Raw genomic sequence first — 14,553 nt, forward strand, 5'->3', positions numbered from 1 at the left:
TCACGCGCCGATCACGACAACGTCGCGGCGGAGCGCTCCACCAGGCTCGTCCCGTCGGCGGCCTCCCAGCGGACCCGTGCCCGCCGGCCGTCGATCTCGATCGTGGCGATCATGTTGTCGAACCACGGTCCCCGGGTCAGCCGCCACCGCAGCGGCGGCCTCGGCACCCGGGCCAGCGCCGCCAGCCCGCGGAACATCCAGGCCGTTCCCCGCCTGCAGGCTGCCACGTTCGCCCAGCGGAACCGGCCGGCCAGCGGGTTGCGCAGCGGCGAGCACACCACCTGTGAGATCGGCGTCGTGGTGTCCGGGGCGGTGACCCGCGCCAGGTACGAGTAGTGCACGTCGCCGGACAGGAACGCGATGCTGGCCGGCGCGGCGCCGCGTTCGCCCCGCGCCACCGCGGTCACGTCCTCGGCGACCGCGCGGAAGGAGCCCTCGAACGCCGCCCAGTGCTCCAGGTCGGCGGCCTGGCGGATCTTCTCGCCGAGCCGGGCGCCGGCCCGGCCCCAGGCGCCGCCGGACATCGCCTCGTTCCAGTTCTCGGCGTGGTGGATGGAACGCGGCAGCAGGTACGGCAGGGAACTGGCGATCAGCAGGTGGTCGCGGTCGCCCCGGCACTGCTCGTCCAGCCAGGCCAGTTCGGCGTCGTCGAGCATGGCGCGCCGGTCGGGGGTCAGCAGCCGGGCGCAGCGGCTGTCCACCATGATCAGCCGGGTGGCGCCGAAGTCGTGGGCGTAGCTCCACCGGGTGCTGTCGGGCCGCCGGTCGGCCTGTTCGGCGAACTCGTCCACCAGGTCGGCGACGTCCCGGTCACCGGCGTCCCGGATCCGCGCGTACAGCGGGTCGGCGGCGCGTTCGGCGGGCGACAGGTTGCCCAGGTGCTGGTAGATCCAGTACGAGGCCAGCCCGCCGATGATGCGCCTGCGCCACCACGGCTGCGACCACATCTCCTCGCGCCAGGCGTAGGAGGTGTTCCAGTCGTCCCGCACGTCGTGGTCGTCGAAGATCGTGTAGGTGGGGACGGTGGACAGCAGCCAGCGCACCGCCGGGTCGGTCCGCCAGGCCAGCCTGTAGAGGTAGGTGTACTCCTCGAAGTCGGCCAGTTCCCCCTGCGGTTCGCTGTCGGCGCCGCGCCGCCGGTGGATGAACGCGCGGATCTCGTCGCCGAGCTCGTCGGCGTACACCTGGTCGCCGATCATCAGCAGCGCGGTCGGCCGCTCGCCGCCCCCGGCCAGCCGGTGCGCGTACGCCGACAGCGCGTCGGGGCCGTGCACGCCCTCGGGGTCGGGGCTGCGCCGGCAGGAGCCGAACGCCAGCCGCAGCGGCTCGCCGCCGCCCGGGGTGCGGATGACGCTGGGCGGGAACCGGTCCTCGCCCGGCTCCGGCCAGACCACCTCCCCGTCCAGCCGCACCTCGTAGGGGGTCTGCGAGCCCGGTTCCAGGCCGTCGATCTCCACCAGCGCGTAGTGGTGGCCGTGCACGGTGAACGTCCGGGCGGCGGCGCCGAGGACCGCGACCTCGCAGGGGCGGTCGGTCTCCACCCAGACGGTCGCGGTGCGCTCGTCCACGTGGCGGAGCAGGGGGCCCAGAACCAGTTCGGTCATATCTGGCATCTCTAGTGCACCCGCGGGGGCCGCGTCCACCGTCCGGCGGGGCTACCGGTGGGTAGCGATGATGGTTTACCCTGCCGTCATTGCCAGTTGGGACTGGCATCTTCGAAGTGGCGTTCTGAGGGGACGAGGAGGCGGCCGCGATGGCGAGGGCGGGTGCGGCAGGACAGGTCGTGGTGGTCACCGGGGCGGCCCGGGGCCTGGGCGCGCTGATCGCCCGGCGGCTCGCCGCCCGCGGCGCCACCCTCGCGCTGCTCGGGCTGGAGCCCGAGGAGCTGGCCGGGGTCGCCGAGTCCTGCGGCCGGGACGCCGGCTGGTGGGAGGTCGACGTCACCGACGACGAGGCCATGGCGCGCGCCGCCGCCGAGGTCGTCGAACGGTACGGCCGCGTCGACGTGGTCGTCGCCAACGCCGGCATCGCCACCGGCGGCCCCGTGCAGTACTCCGACCCCCGCACGTTCGCCAAGGTCATCGAGGTCAACCTGCTGGGCAGTGTGGCCACCGCCCGTGCGTTCGTCCCGGCGCTGCGCGAGAGCAGGGGCTACTTCTTCCAGGTCGCGTCGCTGGCCGCGCTGTGCGCCGCCCCGATGATGGCGGCCTACTGCGCCAGCAAGTCCGGCGTCGAGGCGTTCGCCCACTGCCTGCGCGCCGAGCTGGCCCCGCACGGCGTCGGGGTCGGCGTCGGCTACCTGAGCTGGACCGACACCGACATGGTCCGGGGCGCCGACGAGAACGAGGTGCTCCGCGAGATGCGCGCGGGCCTGCCGTTCCCCGCGGGCCGCACCTACCCGCTGGAGCCCACCGTGGACCGCCTGGTGGACGGCATCGTCCGCCGCCGCGCCCACGTCTACGGCCAGCGCTGGATCCCCGCGATGCAGCTCGTCCGCGGTTTCGTCCCGGCCGTCGTCACCCGCCACGCCCGCCGCGTCATGGCCGACTTCGAACGCCGCTGGCTCGCCGCCGGCGCCCCCAGCGCCCTCGTGGGCGCGGGCGGCGCCGCGGCCTCCTCCGCCGACTCCGGGAAGGCCCGGGAGTAGGCGAGAGAAGGGCGGCGTGGTTGCCAGTGTGAGATGGCAGAGTGGGGGACGGGCGGTACGGTGATCGGGTGAGCGAGGAGGCGGCGCAGGCCGAGCGGGAGTACCGGATCGAGGAGCTGGCCGAGGCGGCGGGGGTGCCCGTTCGCACGCTGCGCTACTACCAGGAGCGCCGGCTGCTGCCGCCGCCGCGGCGGCGCGGGCGGGTGGCGGTCTACTCGCAGGGGCATCTGGAACGGCTGCGGCTGATCTCCGAGCTGCTGGAACGCGGATACCGGCTGGACGGCATCGAGGAACTGCTGGCCGCCTGGGAGCAGGGCCGCGACGTGGGGGAGCTGCTGGGCTTCGAGTGGGCGGTGACCGCGCCGTGGAGCCAGCAGGCCGAGACCGAGATGACCATGGACGAGCTGGCCGGGCTGTTCGGCGACCAGCTCACCCCCGAGGTGCTCGACGAGGCCGCCGAGCTCGGCTACATCGAGATCCGCGGCGACCGGATCGTGCACCGGGTGCCGCGTCTGATGGAGGCCACCGCCGCGCTGGTCGCCGAGGGCATCCCGCTGGCCGAGATCCTGGCGCTGAGCTGGGAGCTGGAGGCCGCCTTCGACCGGATCGCCTACACGTTCGTCCGGCTGGCCCGCCGCCACCTCGTCGACCGCATGGGCGATCCGCCGACGCCCGCCGAGCTGGCCCGGCTGGCCGAGTCCGTCGAACGCCTGCGGCCCGTCACCCGCACCGTCGCCGACGAGCACTTCGCCAGGGCCATGGACCGCCGCATCCGCAAGGAGTTCACCCACCTCACCCCGCGCCTGACCGCACCGGACCGTTCCCCGGCCGAGCGGAGGGCAGCGGGCCGGGAACGCTGAACCAGGCGGACCCGGGCGTTCGCCCGCCGGAACTCCGGGTCGATGCCACCCGCCGCCGGTGCCTCCCGGGAGGGAGACGGCCGATGGGCCCTGGGGGCGATGCCGGAGCGATGCCGGGCTTCGTAGCGTGGCGGCCTCACGATCAAGGAGGCGACATGCTGCGACGCGCGATGGCGGTGGGGGCCGCGGCCGCTCTGGCCATGACGGCGGTCGTGTCCTCCGCCGGGACGGCGGGGGCGGGTACGGGCCACGCGGAGCTGCGGGAGGTGATGCGGCGGCTGACCACGGAGGACGGGGCTCCGGGGGCGCTGGCCGAGGTACGCGACCGGCGTGGCCGCACGGCGATCGCCAGTGGCGTGGCGGACGTGCGGACCGGGGCGCCGATGGACCCGCGCAGCCGGTTCCGGATCGGCAGCCTGACCAAGCCCTTCGTGGCGACGGTGGTGCTCCAGCTCGTGGGCGAGGGGCGGGTCGTTCTGGACGAGCCGATCGAACGTCACCTGCCCGGGGTGGTGCGCGGCAACGGCAACGACGGACGCGAGATCACCGTCCGGCACCTGCTCCAGCACACCAGCGGGCTGCCGGACGTTCTCGACCACCGGACCCCGCAGGAGTTCCTGCGGGACCCGCTGCGGCACTGGGAGCCGCGGGAACTGGTGGACATCGCCCTCCAGCACCCCAGGCTCTTCGAACCCGGTCGGCGGTGGGACTACTCCAACACCAACTACCTGCTCGCCGGCATGCTCGTCGAGAGCGTCACCGGACGCCCGTACGGCGAGGAGATCGAGCGGCGCATCATCGAACCCCTCGGGCTGCACGGCACCAGCGTCCCCGGTGACGATCCCGGCATCCCCGCGCCGCATCCGCGCGGATACGTCCGCACGCCCGACGGCCTGCTCGACCTGACCCACCTCAACCCGACCCTGGCCGGTTCCTCCGGCGGCATGATCTCCAGCGCCGCCGACCTCAACCGCTTCTTCGGCGCGCTCCTGCACGGCCGCCTGCTGCGCCCCGCCCAGCGGCGCCAGATGATGACCGCCATGCCCACCGGCGGCTCGTCCGGCGCACGGTACGGCCTGGGCCTGCAGTGGCGTCCGCTGCCCTGCTCCGACGACGGCTTCTGGGGCCACGGCGGCGACATGCTCGGCTTCACCGCTCTGGCCGGAGCGACCACGAGCGGCCGCCGGGCCTCCGTCATGGCCAACCTCAACCCCGGCGGCACCCAGGCCCAGAAAGACGACCTCACCAAGGCCCTCACCACCGCCCTCTGCTGAACCCGCACGTCCATTGCGAGACCGCCCTCACCACCGGCGACCGGCATCGGGCCGACGGATCACCGCGCCGATGCCGCCGGCCCGGACGGCGAACCGAGAACGCACCGCGGTGGCATTCGCCGCCCTCGGCGCTGCGGGGAAGGCGGAGACGGGGAAGGGCCGTCCCGGGTGGGACGGCCCTTCGGGGGTCGGCGGCCTCGGTTCGTGCGGGGACGCCGAGCTGGGTGAGGTGTCGCCCGCGCCGATCGTCGGGCGCGGGTCAGCGGCCTCGGGTCATGTTGCGGGTGGGGAGGCGGCGGGCGTTGGGGCGGGCGCCGCGGGCCAGGGCGGCGGAGCGGCGGTCCGGGAACCCGCCGAGGCGGGAGGCCGGGTCGGCGGTCTTCCCGACCTTCTTGGCGGCTTTATTGGCAGGGTCGACATTTCGCATGAAGGGACACCTCCGGGCAGGCTGAATTACGGCCTCGGCGGCCGTTGGAAAATGGACGTGAAATGGCGTCGCCGGAACGGGAATCGCGGGACGATCGGCTTGCCGGAGCGTTCGGCGGGAACGCGCCGGTCGCAGGTCACGGGCCGGTGTGCGCGGCGGGACGGTCAACGGCCGCCGTGCGAACGGGTTCGTGAGCGTACGAAGCGAGGCGATCGAGCGAGTGCCGGAACGGCGATGTGGGGAGCGCGGAGGGCGCGTGCCTGCGGCCAAGGGGGCCGGAGGACGGCCGGTTCAGGGGCTCAACCCGGAGGGATCACTTCTCCATGCGCACGACATTAGCAGCCCGGAGCCCGAGGCTGTCAACAGAAAAAGGCGAGAAAAAATGGCCGTCCCCGCCCGGAGGTGGAGACGGCCATTGCGACCTGGGATCACTTGTCGAGCGTGACCGACGACGACGGCTTGACCGTGAGGCGGTCGGCGGACTCGTCGAGGTCCACCACCACCTCGTCGCCCTCGCCGATGACGCCGGACAGCAGTTCGCGGGCGAGCTGGTCGCCGATCGCGGTCTGCACCAGGCGGCGCAGCGGGCGGGCGCCGTACAGCGGGTCGTATCCGGTCAGCGCCAGCCACTCGCGGGCCGCGTCGGTGACCCGCAGGGTGAGCCGGCGGTCGGCCAGCCGGCGGGCCAGCCGGTCGACCTGCAGGTCCACGATCCGGGTCAGCTCGTCGGTGGACAGCGCCTCGAAGACGATCACGTCGTCCAGCCGGTTCAGGAACTCCGGCTTGAAGGACGAGCGCACCGCGGTCATGACCGCCTCCCGCTTGGCCGCGCTCTCCATGGTGGGGTCCACCAGGAACTGCGAGCCCAGGTTCGAGGTCATGATCAGGATGGTGTTGCGGAAGTCCACCGTGCGGCCCTGCCCGTCGGTCAGCCGGCCGTCGTCGAGGACCTGCAGCAGGATGTCGAAGACCTCCGGATGGGCCTTCTCCACCTCGTCCAGCAGCACCACGCAGTACGGCCGGCGCCGCACCGCCTCGGTGAGCTGGCCGCCCTCCTCGTACCCGACGTAGCCGGGCGGGGCGCCGACCAGCCGGGCGACGCTGTGCTTCTCGGAGTACTCCGACATGTCGATGCGCACCATCGCGCGCTCGTCGTCGAACAGGAACTCCGCCAGCGCCTTGGCCAGCTCGGTCTTGCCGACGCCGGTCGGGCCGAGGAACATGAACGACCCGGTCGGCCGGTCCGGGTCCGACACCCCGGCACGGGCCCGGCGCACCGCGTCCGACACCGCCTTGACCGCCTCGGTCTGCCCGACCAGCCGGCGGCCCAGCTCCTCCTCCATCCGCAGCAGCTTGGTGGTCTCGCCCTCCAGCAGCCGCCCGGCGGGGATGCCGGTCCAGGACGCCACCACGTCGGCGACGTCGTCGGGCCCGACCTCCTCCTTGACCATCGCCTCCCGGGTCTGGGCCTGCTCGGTGGCGGCGGCCAGCTCCTTCTCCAGCGCCGGGATCTCCCCGTACATCAGCCGCGCCGAGGTCTCCAGGTCGCCGTCCCGCTGGGCGCGCTCGGCCTCGCCGCGCAACTGGTCGATGCGCTTCTTGAGCTCACCGACCCGGTTGAGCCCGGCCTTCTCCCGCTCCCACCGGCCGACCAGCGCGCTCAGCTGCTCGTTCTTGTCGGCCAGGTCGCGGCGCAGGCGCTCCAGCCGCTGCTTGGAGGCCTCGTCGGACTCCTTGGCCAGCGCCAGCTCCTCCATCCGCAGCCGGTCCACCGCGCGCTGCAGCTCGTCGATCTCCACCGGACGGGAGTCGATCTCCATCCGCAGCCGGGACGCGGCCTCGTCGACCAGGTCGATCGCCTTGTCCGGCAGGAACCGGGCGGTGATGTAGCGGTCGGACAGGGTCGCGGCGGCCACCAGCGCCGAGTCGGCGATCTGCACCTGGTGGTGCGCCTCGTAGCGGCCCTTGAGGCCGCGCAGGATCGCGATGGTGTCCTCCACCGACGGCTCGCCCACGTACACCTGCTGGAAGCGGCGCTCCAGGGCGGGGTCCTTCTCGATCCGCTCGCGGTACTCGTCCAGGGTGGTCGCGCCGATCATGCGCAGCTCGCCGCGCGCCAGCATCGGCTTGAGCATGTTGCCGGCGTCCATCGCGCCCTCGGCCGCGCCCGCCCCGACGACGGTGTGCAGCTCGTCGATGAACGTGATGATCCGGCCCTCGCTCTCCTTGATCTCGGTGAGCACGGCCTTGAGGCGTTCCTCGAACTCGCCGCGGTACTTGGCGCCGGCCACCATCGCGCCCAGGTCCAGGGCCACCAGCCGCTTGCCGCGCAGCGACTCGGGGACGTCCCCGGCCACGATCCGCTGGGCCAGGCCCTCCACCACGGCGGTCTTACCGACGCCGGGTTCGCCGATCAGCACCGGGTTGTTCTTGGTCCGGCGGGCCAGCACCTGCACCACCCGGCGGATCTCGGTGTCCCGGCCGATCACCGGGTCGAGCCTGCCCTCACGGGCGCGCGCGGTCAGGTCGACGCCGTACTTCTCCAGCGCCTGGTAGGTGGTCTCGGGGTCCTCGCTGGTGACGCGGGCGTGCCCGCGGACCTTCTCGAACGCCTCCAGCAGGGCCTGCGGGGTGGCGCCGGCCTCGCGCAGCACCTCGGCGGCCGGACCGCCGTCGGCGGCCAGCCCCACCAGCAGGTGCTCGGTGGAGACGTACTCGTCCTCCAGTTGCCGGGCGCGGTTGCCGGCGGTGTTCATCGCCACGATGAGCTGCCGCGACATCTGCGGGCTGCTCACCGTCGAGCCGGCCGCCTTCGGGAGCCGGTCCAGCCGTTCCTCCGCCTCGCGCCGCACCGCCTGCCAGTCGGCGCCGATCGCCTCCAGCAGCGGGACGGCGGTGCCCTCGGGCAGCATCAGCAGCGCCACCAGCAGGTGCAGCGGCTCGACCTGGGGATGACCCTCGGCCGCAGCCCGGCGGACCGCGACCGACACCGCCTCCTGGCTCTTGCGTGTCAGTTTGTAGTCCACGTTCGTTCCCCGATGTTCGTTCAGGTTCGGTCATCGCGCTCGCGCCACAGCACCACGCTGGTCTGCCGGATCGGGACCAGGTCGCCGCCGGTGGGGGCGGCCTGGCCGCCGCGCCGCAGCTGGCCGGCCAGCCGGGCGGCGACCGCGCGGGTGGATTCGAGCTCGTTGGACAGCTCCTCGAGGGCGGCGCGCATGCGGGCCAGTTCGTCGCGGAGCCGCTGGTTGTCGCGTTGCAGTTCCAGGATGTGCTTGATCCCGGCGAGGTTGATGCCCTCCTCCTGGGACAGCCGCTGGATCTCGCGCAGCATCACGATGTCGCGCATCGAGTAGCGGCGGCCCCGGCCGGCGGTGCGGCCCGGGCACACCAGTCCCAGCCGGTCGTAGGTGCGCAGCGTCTGCGGGTGCAGGCCGGACAGCTGCGCCGCCACCGAGATCACGTAGACGGGCGTGTCGTCGCCGAAATGGTCCATCGGGATCATTCCTTCGCCAACTGGAGCAGTTCGGCCCGCAGCGACTCACCGTGGTCGGTGGCGCGCAGCCGCTCCAGCACCTCGCGCATGGTGTCGTCGATCTTCTGCGGCACCTGCACGTCGACGGTGACGAGCAGGTCGCCCTTGGTGCCGTCGCGCCGGGGGACGCCGCGTCCGCGGACCCGGAACGTACGGCCGTTGGGGGTGCCCTCGGGGATCTTCAGCGTGACCGGCATCCCGCGGTGCACCGGCACCTTGATCTGGGCGCCCAGCGTGGCCTCGGCGAACGTCACCGGCACCGTCACGGTCAGGTTGTCGCCGCTGCGCCTGAACACCGGATGCGGCTTGACCTTGATGGTGACGTACAGGTCGCCGGCCGGGCCGCCGTTCTCGCCGGGCGCGCCCTTGCCCTTGAGCCGGATCTTCTGCCCGTCGGCCACCCCGGCGGGGATCCGGGCCTGGATGGTGCGGGTGCCGGTGGCCCGGCCGCTGCCGTGGCAGTTGGGGCACGGGTCGTCGACCACCAGCCCGCGGCCCCGGCACTCGCGGCACGGCTCGGAGAACCCGAACGTGCCCAGGTTGCGGGTCTCCTGCCCGGTGCCCTCGCAGGACGGGCAGACCCGCGGCACGGTCCCGGCCCTGGCCCCGGTGCCCCGGCAGTGCGGGCAGGCCGCCTCGCTGGTCAGCCGCAGCGGAACGGTCACCCCGTCCATCGCCTCGCCGAACGTCAGCGTGGCCTCGGTCTCCACGTCCGCGCCGCGGCGGGCCCGCCGGGCGCCGGTGCGCGTCCCGGACCGCCCGAACAGGCCGCCGAACAGGTCGCCGAGCCGGTCTCCGGCGCCCGCCCCGGCCGTCTGGCCCTGGCCGAACAGGTCGCCCAGGTCGAAACCGAACCCGCCGCCGGGGGCCCCGCGGAACCCGCCCGCGCCGAACAGCCGGCGCGCCTCGTCGTACTCCTTGCGGCGCTTCTCGTCGCTCAGCACGTCGTACGCCTCGGAGATCTCCTTGAAGCGCTCCTCGGCGTCCCGGTCGCCCTTGTTGGCGTCCGGGTGGTACTGGCGGGCCAGCTTGCGGTAGGCCTTCTTGATCTCGTCCTGGGTGGCCGTCTTCGAAACACCAAGGGCCTTGTAGTAGTCCTTCTCCAGGAAGTCCTTGGTGCTCACGGCGCCCCGCTTTCGTACTCTCGCGTTCTGGTCGTCAGGTTCTGGGCTCCGCCCGGCCCGCGCCGTCGCGGGGCGCGGGCCGGGCGGACGGGTTCACTCGTCGTCGGACGATCCGGACTCGCCGGAGGTCTCGGCGGCCGGCTCCTGCTCCTGCTGCTGAGGCTCGCCCGGCTCGGCCACCGCGACCCGGGCCGGCCGCAGGATGCGCTCACCGATCCGGTAGCCCGGCTGGAGCACCTGGCTGCAGGTCGTCTCCGTCACCTCGGAGGAGTAGGAGTGCAGCAGCGCCTCGTGCACCGTCGGGTCGAACGGCTCGCCCTTCTCGCCGAACCGCTGCAGCCCCAGCTTGGTGACCGTGGCCTCCAGCGCCTCGGCGACCGACTTGAAGCCGCCGGTCAGCTCGCCGTGGTCGCGGGCCCGGCCGATGTCGTCGAGCACCGGCAGCAGCTCGGTCAGCACGTTGGCCAGCGCCTGCTCGCGGACCGCCACCCGGTCCCGCTCGACCCGCTTGCGGTAGTTGGAGAACTCCGCCTGCAGCCGCTGCAGGTCGCCGGTGCGCTCCTCGAGCTGGGCCTTCAGCGCGTCGATCTCGTCCCCGGCGGGAGCCGAGGCGGTGTCCGGCTCGGCGGCGGGGCCGGGAGCGGCCGCCTCCTCGGCGGCCTGCTCCCGGACCTTGCCCGTCTCCGGGTCGATCCGCCGCCTGTCGCGGATCACCGGGCCCTCGCGCTCCTCACCCTTGTCAGGTGAGCTCACGCGGCACCGTCCTTCTTGTCCTCGTCCACGATCTCGGCGTCGACGACCTCGTCGTCGGAGGAGGAACCGGTCGCGCCCGCACCGGCGCCGGCGTCGGCGGTCGCCTCACCGCCCTGGTTCTGCGCGTAGATGGCGGCGCCCATCTTCTGGCTGACCTGGGCCAGCTTCTCGGCGCTGGAGCGGATGGCGTCCACGTCGGAGCCCTCGAGGTTCTTCTTGACCTCGGCGACGGCGTCCTCGACCTCCTTCTTGACGTCCTCGGGGACCTTGTCGCCGTTCTCCCGCAGGAACTTCTCGGTCGAGTAGGCCAGCGTGTCGGCCTGGTTGCGGACCTCGGCCTCCTCCTTGCGCCGGCGGTCCTCCTCGGCGTACTGCTCGGCCTCGCGCATCATGCGCTCGATGTCCTCCTTGGGGAGGGCCGAGCCGCCGGTGATGGTCATCTTCTGTTCCTTGCCGGTGCCCAGGTCCTTGGCGTGCACGTTGACGATGCCGTTGGCGTCGATGTCGAAGGTGACCTCGATCTGCGGCACGCCGCGCGGCGCCGGCGGGATGCCCACCAGCTGGAACTGGCCGAGCTTCTTGTTGTACGCGGCGATCTCCCGCTCGCCCTGGTAGACCTGGATCTCCACGGACGGCTGGTTGTCGTCGGCGGTGGTGAACACCTCGCTCCGCTTGGTCGGGATGGTGGTGTTCCGCTCGATGATCTTGGTGAAGATGCCGCCCTTGGTCTCGATGCCCAGGCTCAGCGGGGTGACGTCCAGCAGCAGGACGTCCTTGACCTCGCCCTTGAGCACGCCGGCCTGCAGGCTGGCGCCGACCGCCACGACCTCGTCGGGGTTGACGCCCTTGTTGGGCTCCTTGCCGCCGGTCAGCTCCTTGACCAGCTCGCTGACCGCGGGCATCCGGGTGGAGCCGCCGACCAGCACCACGTGGTCGATGTCGGAGACCTTGATCCCGGCGTCCTTGATCACCTGCTGGAACGGGCCCTTGCAGCGGTCCAGCAGGTCGGCGGTCATCTTCTGGAACTCGGCCCGGGTGAGCTTCTCGTCCAGGTGCAGCGGGCCCTCGGCGGAGGCGGTGATGTAGGGCAGGTTGATCTGCGTCTCGGTGGAGCCGGACAGCTCGATCTTGGCCTTCTCCGCGGCCTCGCGCAGCCGCTGCAGCGCCATCTTGTCCTTGGACAGGTCCACGCCGTGGGCGTTCTTGAACCGGCTCACCAGCCAGTCGACGATGGCGTTGTCCCAGTCGTCGCCGCCCAGGTGGTTGTCACCGCTGGTGGCCTTGACCTCGACCACGCCGTCGCCGACCTCCAGCAGGGACACGTCGAAGGTGCCGCCGCCGAGGTCGAAGACCAGAATGGTGGCCTCGTTCTCCTTCTCCAGGTGGTAGGCCAGCGCCGCCGAGGTCGGCTCGTTGATGATCCGCAGCACGTTCAGGCCGGCGATCTGGCCGGCCTCCTTGGTGGCCTGCCGCTGGTGGTCGGAGAAGTAGGCGGGCACCGTGATCACCGCGTCGGTGATCTTCTCGCCCAGGTAGGCCTCGGCGTCCCGCTTGAGCTTCTGCAGCACGAACGCGCTGATCTGCTGGGGCGTGAAGTCCTTGCCGTCGATGGTGGTCTTCCAGTCGGTGCCCATCTCGCGCTTGACCGACCGGATGGTGCGGTCCACGTTCGTGACGGCCTGGCGCTTGGCCACCTCGCCGACGAGGACCTCGCCGTTCTTGGCGAAGGCGACGACGGACGGCGTGGTCCGCGACCCCTCCGCGTTGGCGATGACGGTGGGCTCGCCGCCCTCCAGAATCGCGACGACCGAGTTGGTCGTCCCGAGGTCGATACCGACCGCACGTGCCATGGTCTTCGTCCTCCGTCGTCACTCGGCCGTCCCCCGGGGCGGCCGCTTCGTCGGTGCCCGTCCCCCGGCGGGCACGGGTTTGCAGTCCGTTCTGCAGCACAGGGTGCCCGCGCCGTCCTACCGTGTCAAATCACTTGAGTCGACCGGACTCAACTTTGCTGCTGCCCATACTAACAAGACGGTTGAGCCCGCTATTCCGTTCCCGGACCGGGGCGGATCGGGGGGTCCGGGCGGCGGGACGCGCCGCGGCGGCGGAGCGTGAAAGAGATCGGGCGCTTCGCCGGAGTGTGGGTGAAGCTTGACGTTCACCCCTGAGAGGTGCCCGCATGACGGAGACGGTCGCGTGACCGCGCAGGCCGACATGGCCGACCAGGCCGCCCATCCTCCCGATGCCGCCGACCTGCGGCGGTCGTTGCACGAGCCGGAACGGTTCACCGCCATCTACGACCGGTACTTCACGGCCGTCTACAAGTACGTCGCCGGGCGGCTGGGGCCGCAGGCGGCCGACGACCTGGCGGCCGAGACGTTCCTGATCGCGTTCCACAAGCGCGGGACGTTCGATCCCGGGCGCGGGGCGGTGCGGCCCTGGCTGTTCGGGATCGCCACGAACCTGGTCGCCCAGCACCGGCGGGACGAGGTCCGGCGCTACCGGGCGCTGGCCCGCGCCGGTGCGGAGCGGCACACCACCGGCGGCCACGAGGACCGGGTCGTCCGCCTGGTGACGGCGGAACGGATGCAGCCCGCCCTGGCCCGCGCGCTGGCGAAGCTGTCGCGCGGCGAACGGGACGTGGTGCTGCTGGTGGCGCTGAGCGGGCTGGCCCACGAGGAGGTCGCCCAGGCCCTCGACATCCCCTACGGCACGGTCGGGTCGCGGCTCAGCCGGGCCCGCAGGAAGCTGCGTGCCGCCCTCGGCCAGGAGGAGGCCCGATGAACGAACTGCAGATGATCGCCGAGATGCTGGACGAGAACCCGTCCGAGCGGACCGTGGCCGAGGGCCGGGAACGGCTCCGGGGCGCCGTCTCCGGCGGGCGCGCTCCGGCCGGGCGGCGCCGCCGGTTCGGGATGCCGCGCTGGCCGCTGGGCCTCGGCCTGGCCGGGGCCGCCGCGGCGGTGGCGGTCGCCGTGGCCGTGTCCGGAACGACGCCGCCGGATCCCGCCCCGCAGCCCTCCGCCCAGGACCTGTCCGCCCGTACCGTGCTGCTGGCCGCCGCCGAGAAGGCGACCACGACCCCGGACGCCAAGGGGACCTACTGGCGCGTCAAGACGCTGACGGCCCTGCCCGTGACGGTCGGCCCGAAGGACAACCGCTACACGATGGAGAGGCTCCGGATCCGCGAGCACTGGACGACCCGGCAGGGCAGGGAGTGGGTCGGCGACCGCCTGGCGGGGGCGCGCCCCAGGACACCGGCCGACGAGGCCGCCTGGCGCAAGGACGGCTCCCCCACCCGATGGGACCTGGGCGTCGGCGACACCGTGGACCGCCAGAGGATCCACCTGCACACCGCGCCGCGACCGGGAACGCTGATCGATGCCGGTCAGACCAGGGGATTCTCGATCGGTGAACGGTGGCTGACCTTCGAGCAGGTGCAGTCTCTGCCGACCGACCCGCGGGCGCTGCGGGCGGCGCTCACCCTCACCCGGCTCCGGGACGACAAGGAGAACCCGGACAGGGCCAACCCGGTGCCGCCCGAGGCCCAGGCCATCTACGCGGCCCAGTCCCTCACCGCCCTCCTGGCCCAGGTGCCCGCGCCGCCCAAGGTCCGCGCGGCGGCGTTCCGGGCGCTGGCCGACATGCCCGAGGCACGCAGCCTGGGGAGGGTCAAGGACCCGCAGGGCCGCACCGGCGTCGGCATCGTCATCACCAACTCGTACCAGGGGGCCACCACCACGACCCGCCTGATCGTCGACCCGGCCACCTCCTCGGTCCTGTCCAGCAACATCACGGCCGGCCGTGACGGCGCCCGGATCGACAAGGAGATGGCCACGGTCTACCTCGAGGTCGGGTGGACCGACACCAGGCCGCAGCCGCCCTCCCTACCCTGACGGGGATCCGCTGCGGGAAAGCGAACGGCGGTCACGGGTG

At 72.6% G+C, this 14,553-nt stretch carries 12 protein-coding genes; 5 read left to right on the forward strand and 7 right to left on the reverse strand.

The genetic code is table 11. The features are described 5' to 3' along the window. Positions 1–11: 11 nt before the first annotated feature. A complete protein-coding gene (locus HNR21_RS06530; RefSeq protein ID WP_182704456.1) occupies positions 12–1,604 on the reverse strand; it encodes an alkaline phosphatase D family protein in 1,593 nt (530 codons plus the stop codon). A 149-nt stretch (positions 1,605–1,753) separates the two neighbouring features. On the opposite strand from HNR21_RS06530, the gene HNR21_RS06535 reads away from it, so the two are divergent. From HNR21_RS06535 to HNR21_RS06545, 3 genes are all read left to right on the forward strand, one after another. Beyond that, positions 1,754–2,647, forward strand: coding sequence for an SDR family oxidoreductase (locus tag HNR21_RS06535; RefSeq protein ID WP_182704457.1), 894 nt, complete (start codon positions 1,754–1,756; stop codon positions 2,645–2,647). A 68-nt stretch (positions 2,648–2,715) separates the two neighbouring features. Further along, on the forward strand, positions 2,716–3,507 hold the full coding sequence (locus tag HNR21_RS06540; protein ID WP_312880878.1) for a MerR family transcriptional regulator: 792 nt from the start codon (positions 2,716–2,718) through the stop codon (positions 3,505–3,507). A 155-nt stretch (positions 3,508–3,662) separates the two neighbouring features. Continuing rightward, entirely contained in the window at positions 3,663–4,781 is a 1,119-nt protein-coding gene (locus tag HNR21_RS06545; RefSeq protein ID WP_182704458.1) for a serine hydrolase domain-containing protein, read from the forward strand. Between the two features lie 259 nt (positions 4,782–5,040). On the opposite strand, the gene HNR21_RS06550 is transcribed toward HNR21_RS06545, so the two are convergent. The 6 genes from HNR21_RS06550 to dnaK form a co-directional block, all read right to left on the reverse strand. Continuing rightward, positions 5,041–5,208 (reverse strand): hypothetical protein, encoded by a 168-nt coding sequence (locus HNR21_RS06550; RefSeq protein ID WP_182704459.1) that lies wholly within the window; start codon positions 5,206–5,208, stop codon positions 5,041–5,043. Positions 5,209–5,636: 428 nt separating this feature from the next. Continuing rightward, the gene (gene clpB / locus HNR21_RS06555) at positions 5,637–8,234 is read right to left on the reverse strand and encodes an ATP-dependent chaperone ClpB (RefSeq protein ID WP_182704460.1); all 2,598 of its coding nucleotides are present in this window, start codon (positions 8,232–8,234) and stop codon (positions 5,637–5,639) included. Between the two features lie 20 nt (positions 8,235–8,254). Then, positions 8,255–8,704: a heat shock protein transcriptional repressor HspR gene (locus HNR21_RS06560; protein WP_182704461.1), complete on the reverse strand. Its 450-nt coding sequence runs from the start codon at positions 8,702–8,704 to the stop codon at positions 8,255–8,257. Positions 8,705–8,709: 5 nt separating this feature from the next. Then, a complete protein-coding gene (gene dnaJ / locus HNR21_RS06565; RefSeq protein ID WP_182704462.1) occupies positions 8,710–9,867 on the reverse strand; it encodes a molecular chaperone DnaJ in 1,158 nt (385 codons plus the stop codon). A 93-nt stretch (positions 9,868–9,960) separates the two neighbouring features. After that, positions 9,961–10,620: a nucleotide exchange factor GrpE gene (gene grpE, locus HNR21_RS06570; RefSeq protein ID WP_119726546.1), complete on the reverse strand. Its 660-nt coding sequence runs from the start codon at positions 10,618–10,620 to the stop codon at positions 9,961–9,963. Further along, on the reverse strand, positions 10,617–12,470 hold the full coding sequence (gene dnaK / locus HNR21_RS06575; RefSeq protein WP_182704463.1) for a molecular chaperone DnaK: 1,854 nt from the start codon (positions 12,468–12,470) through the stop codon (positions 10,617–10,619). Before dnaK ends, grpE begins: the two co-directional genes overlap by 4 nt. A gap of 343 nt (positions 12,471–12,813) precedes the next feature. On the opposite strand from dnaK, the gene HNR21_RS06580 reads away from it, so the two are divergent. Next, a complete protein-coding gene (locus HNR21_RS06580; RefSeq protein WP_312880879.1) occupies positions 12,814–13,401 on the forward strand; it encodes an RNA polymerase sigma factor in 588 nt (195 codons plus the stop codon). Continuing rightward, a complete protein-coding gene (locus HNR21_RS06585; protein WP_182704464.1) occupies positions 13,398–14,513 on the forward strand; it encodes a CU044_5270 family protein in 1,116 nt (371 codons plus the stop codon). Before HNR21_RS06580 ends, HNR21_RS06585 begins: the two co-directional genes overlap by 4 nt. Positions 14,514–14,553 lie beyond the last annotated feature (40 nt).

Source organism: Thermomonospora cellulosilytica, from assembly GCF_014138835.1.
Classification (GTDB): domain Bacteria; phylum Actinomycetota; class Actinomycetes; order Streptosporangiales; family Streptosporangiaceae; genus Thermomonospora; species Thermomonospora amylolytica.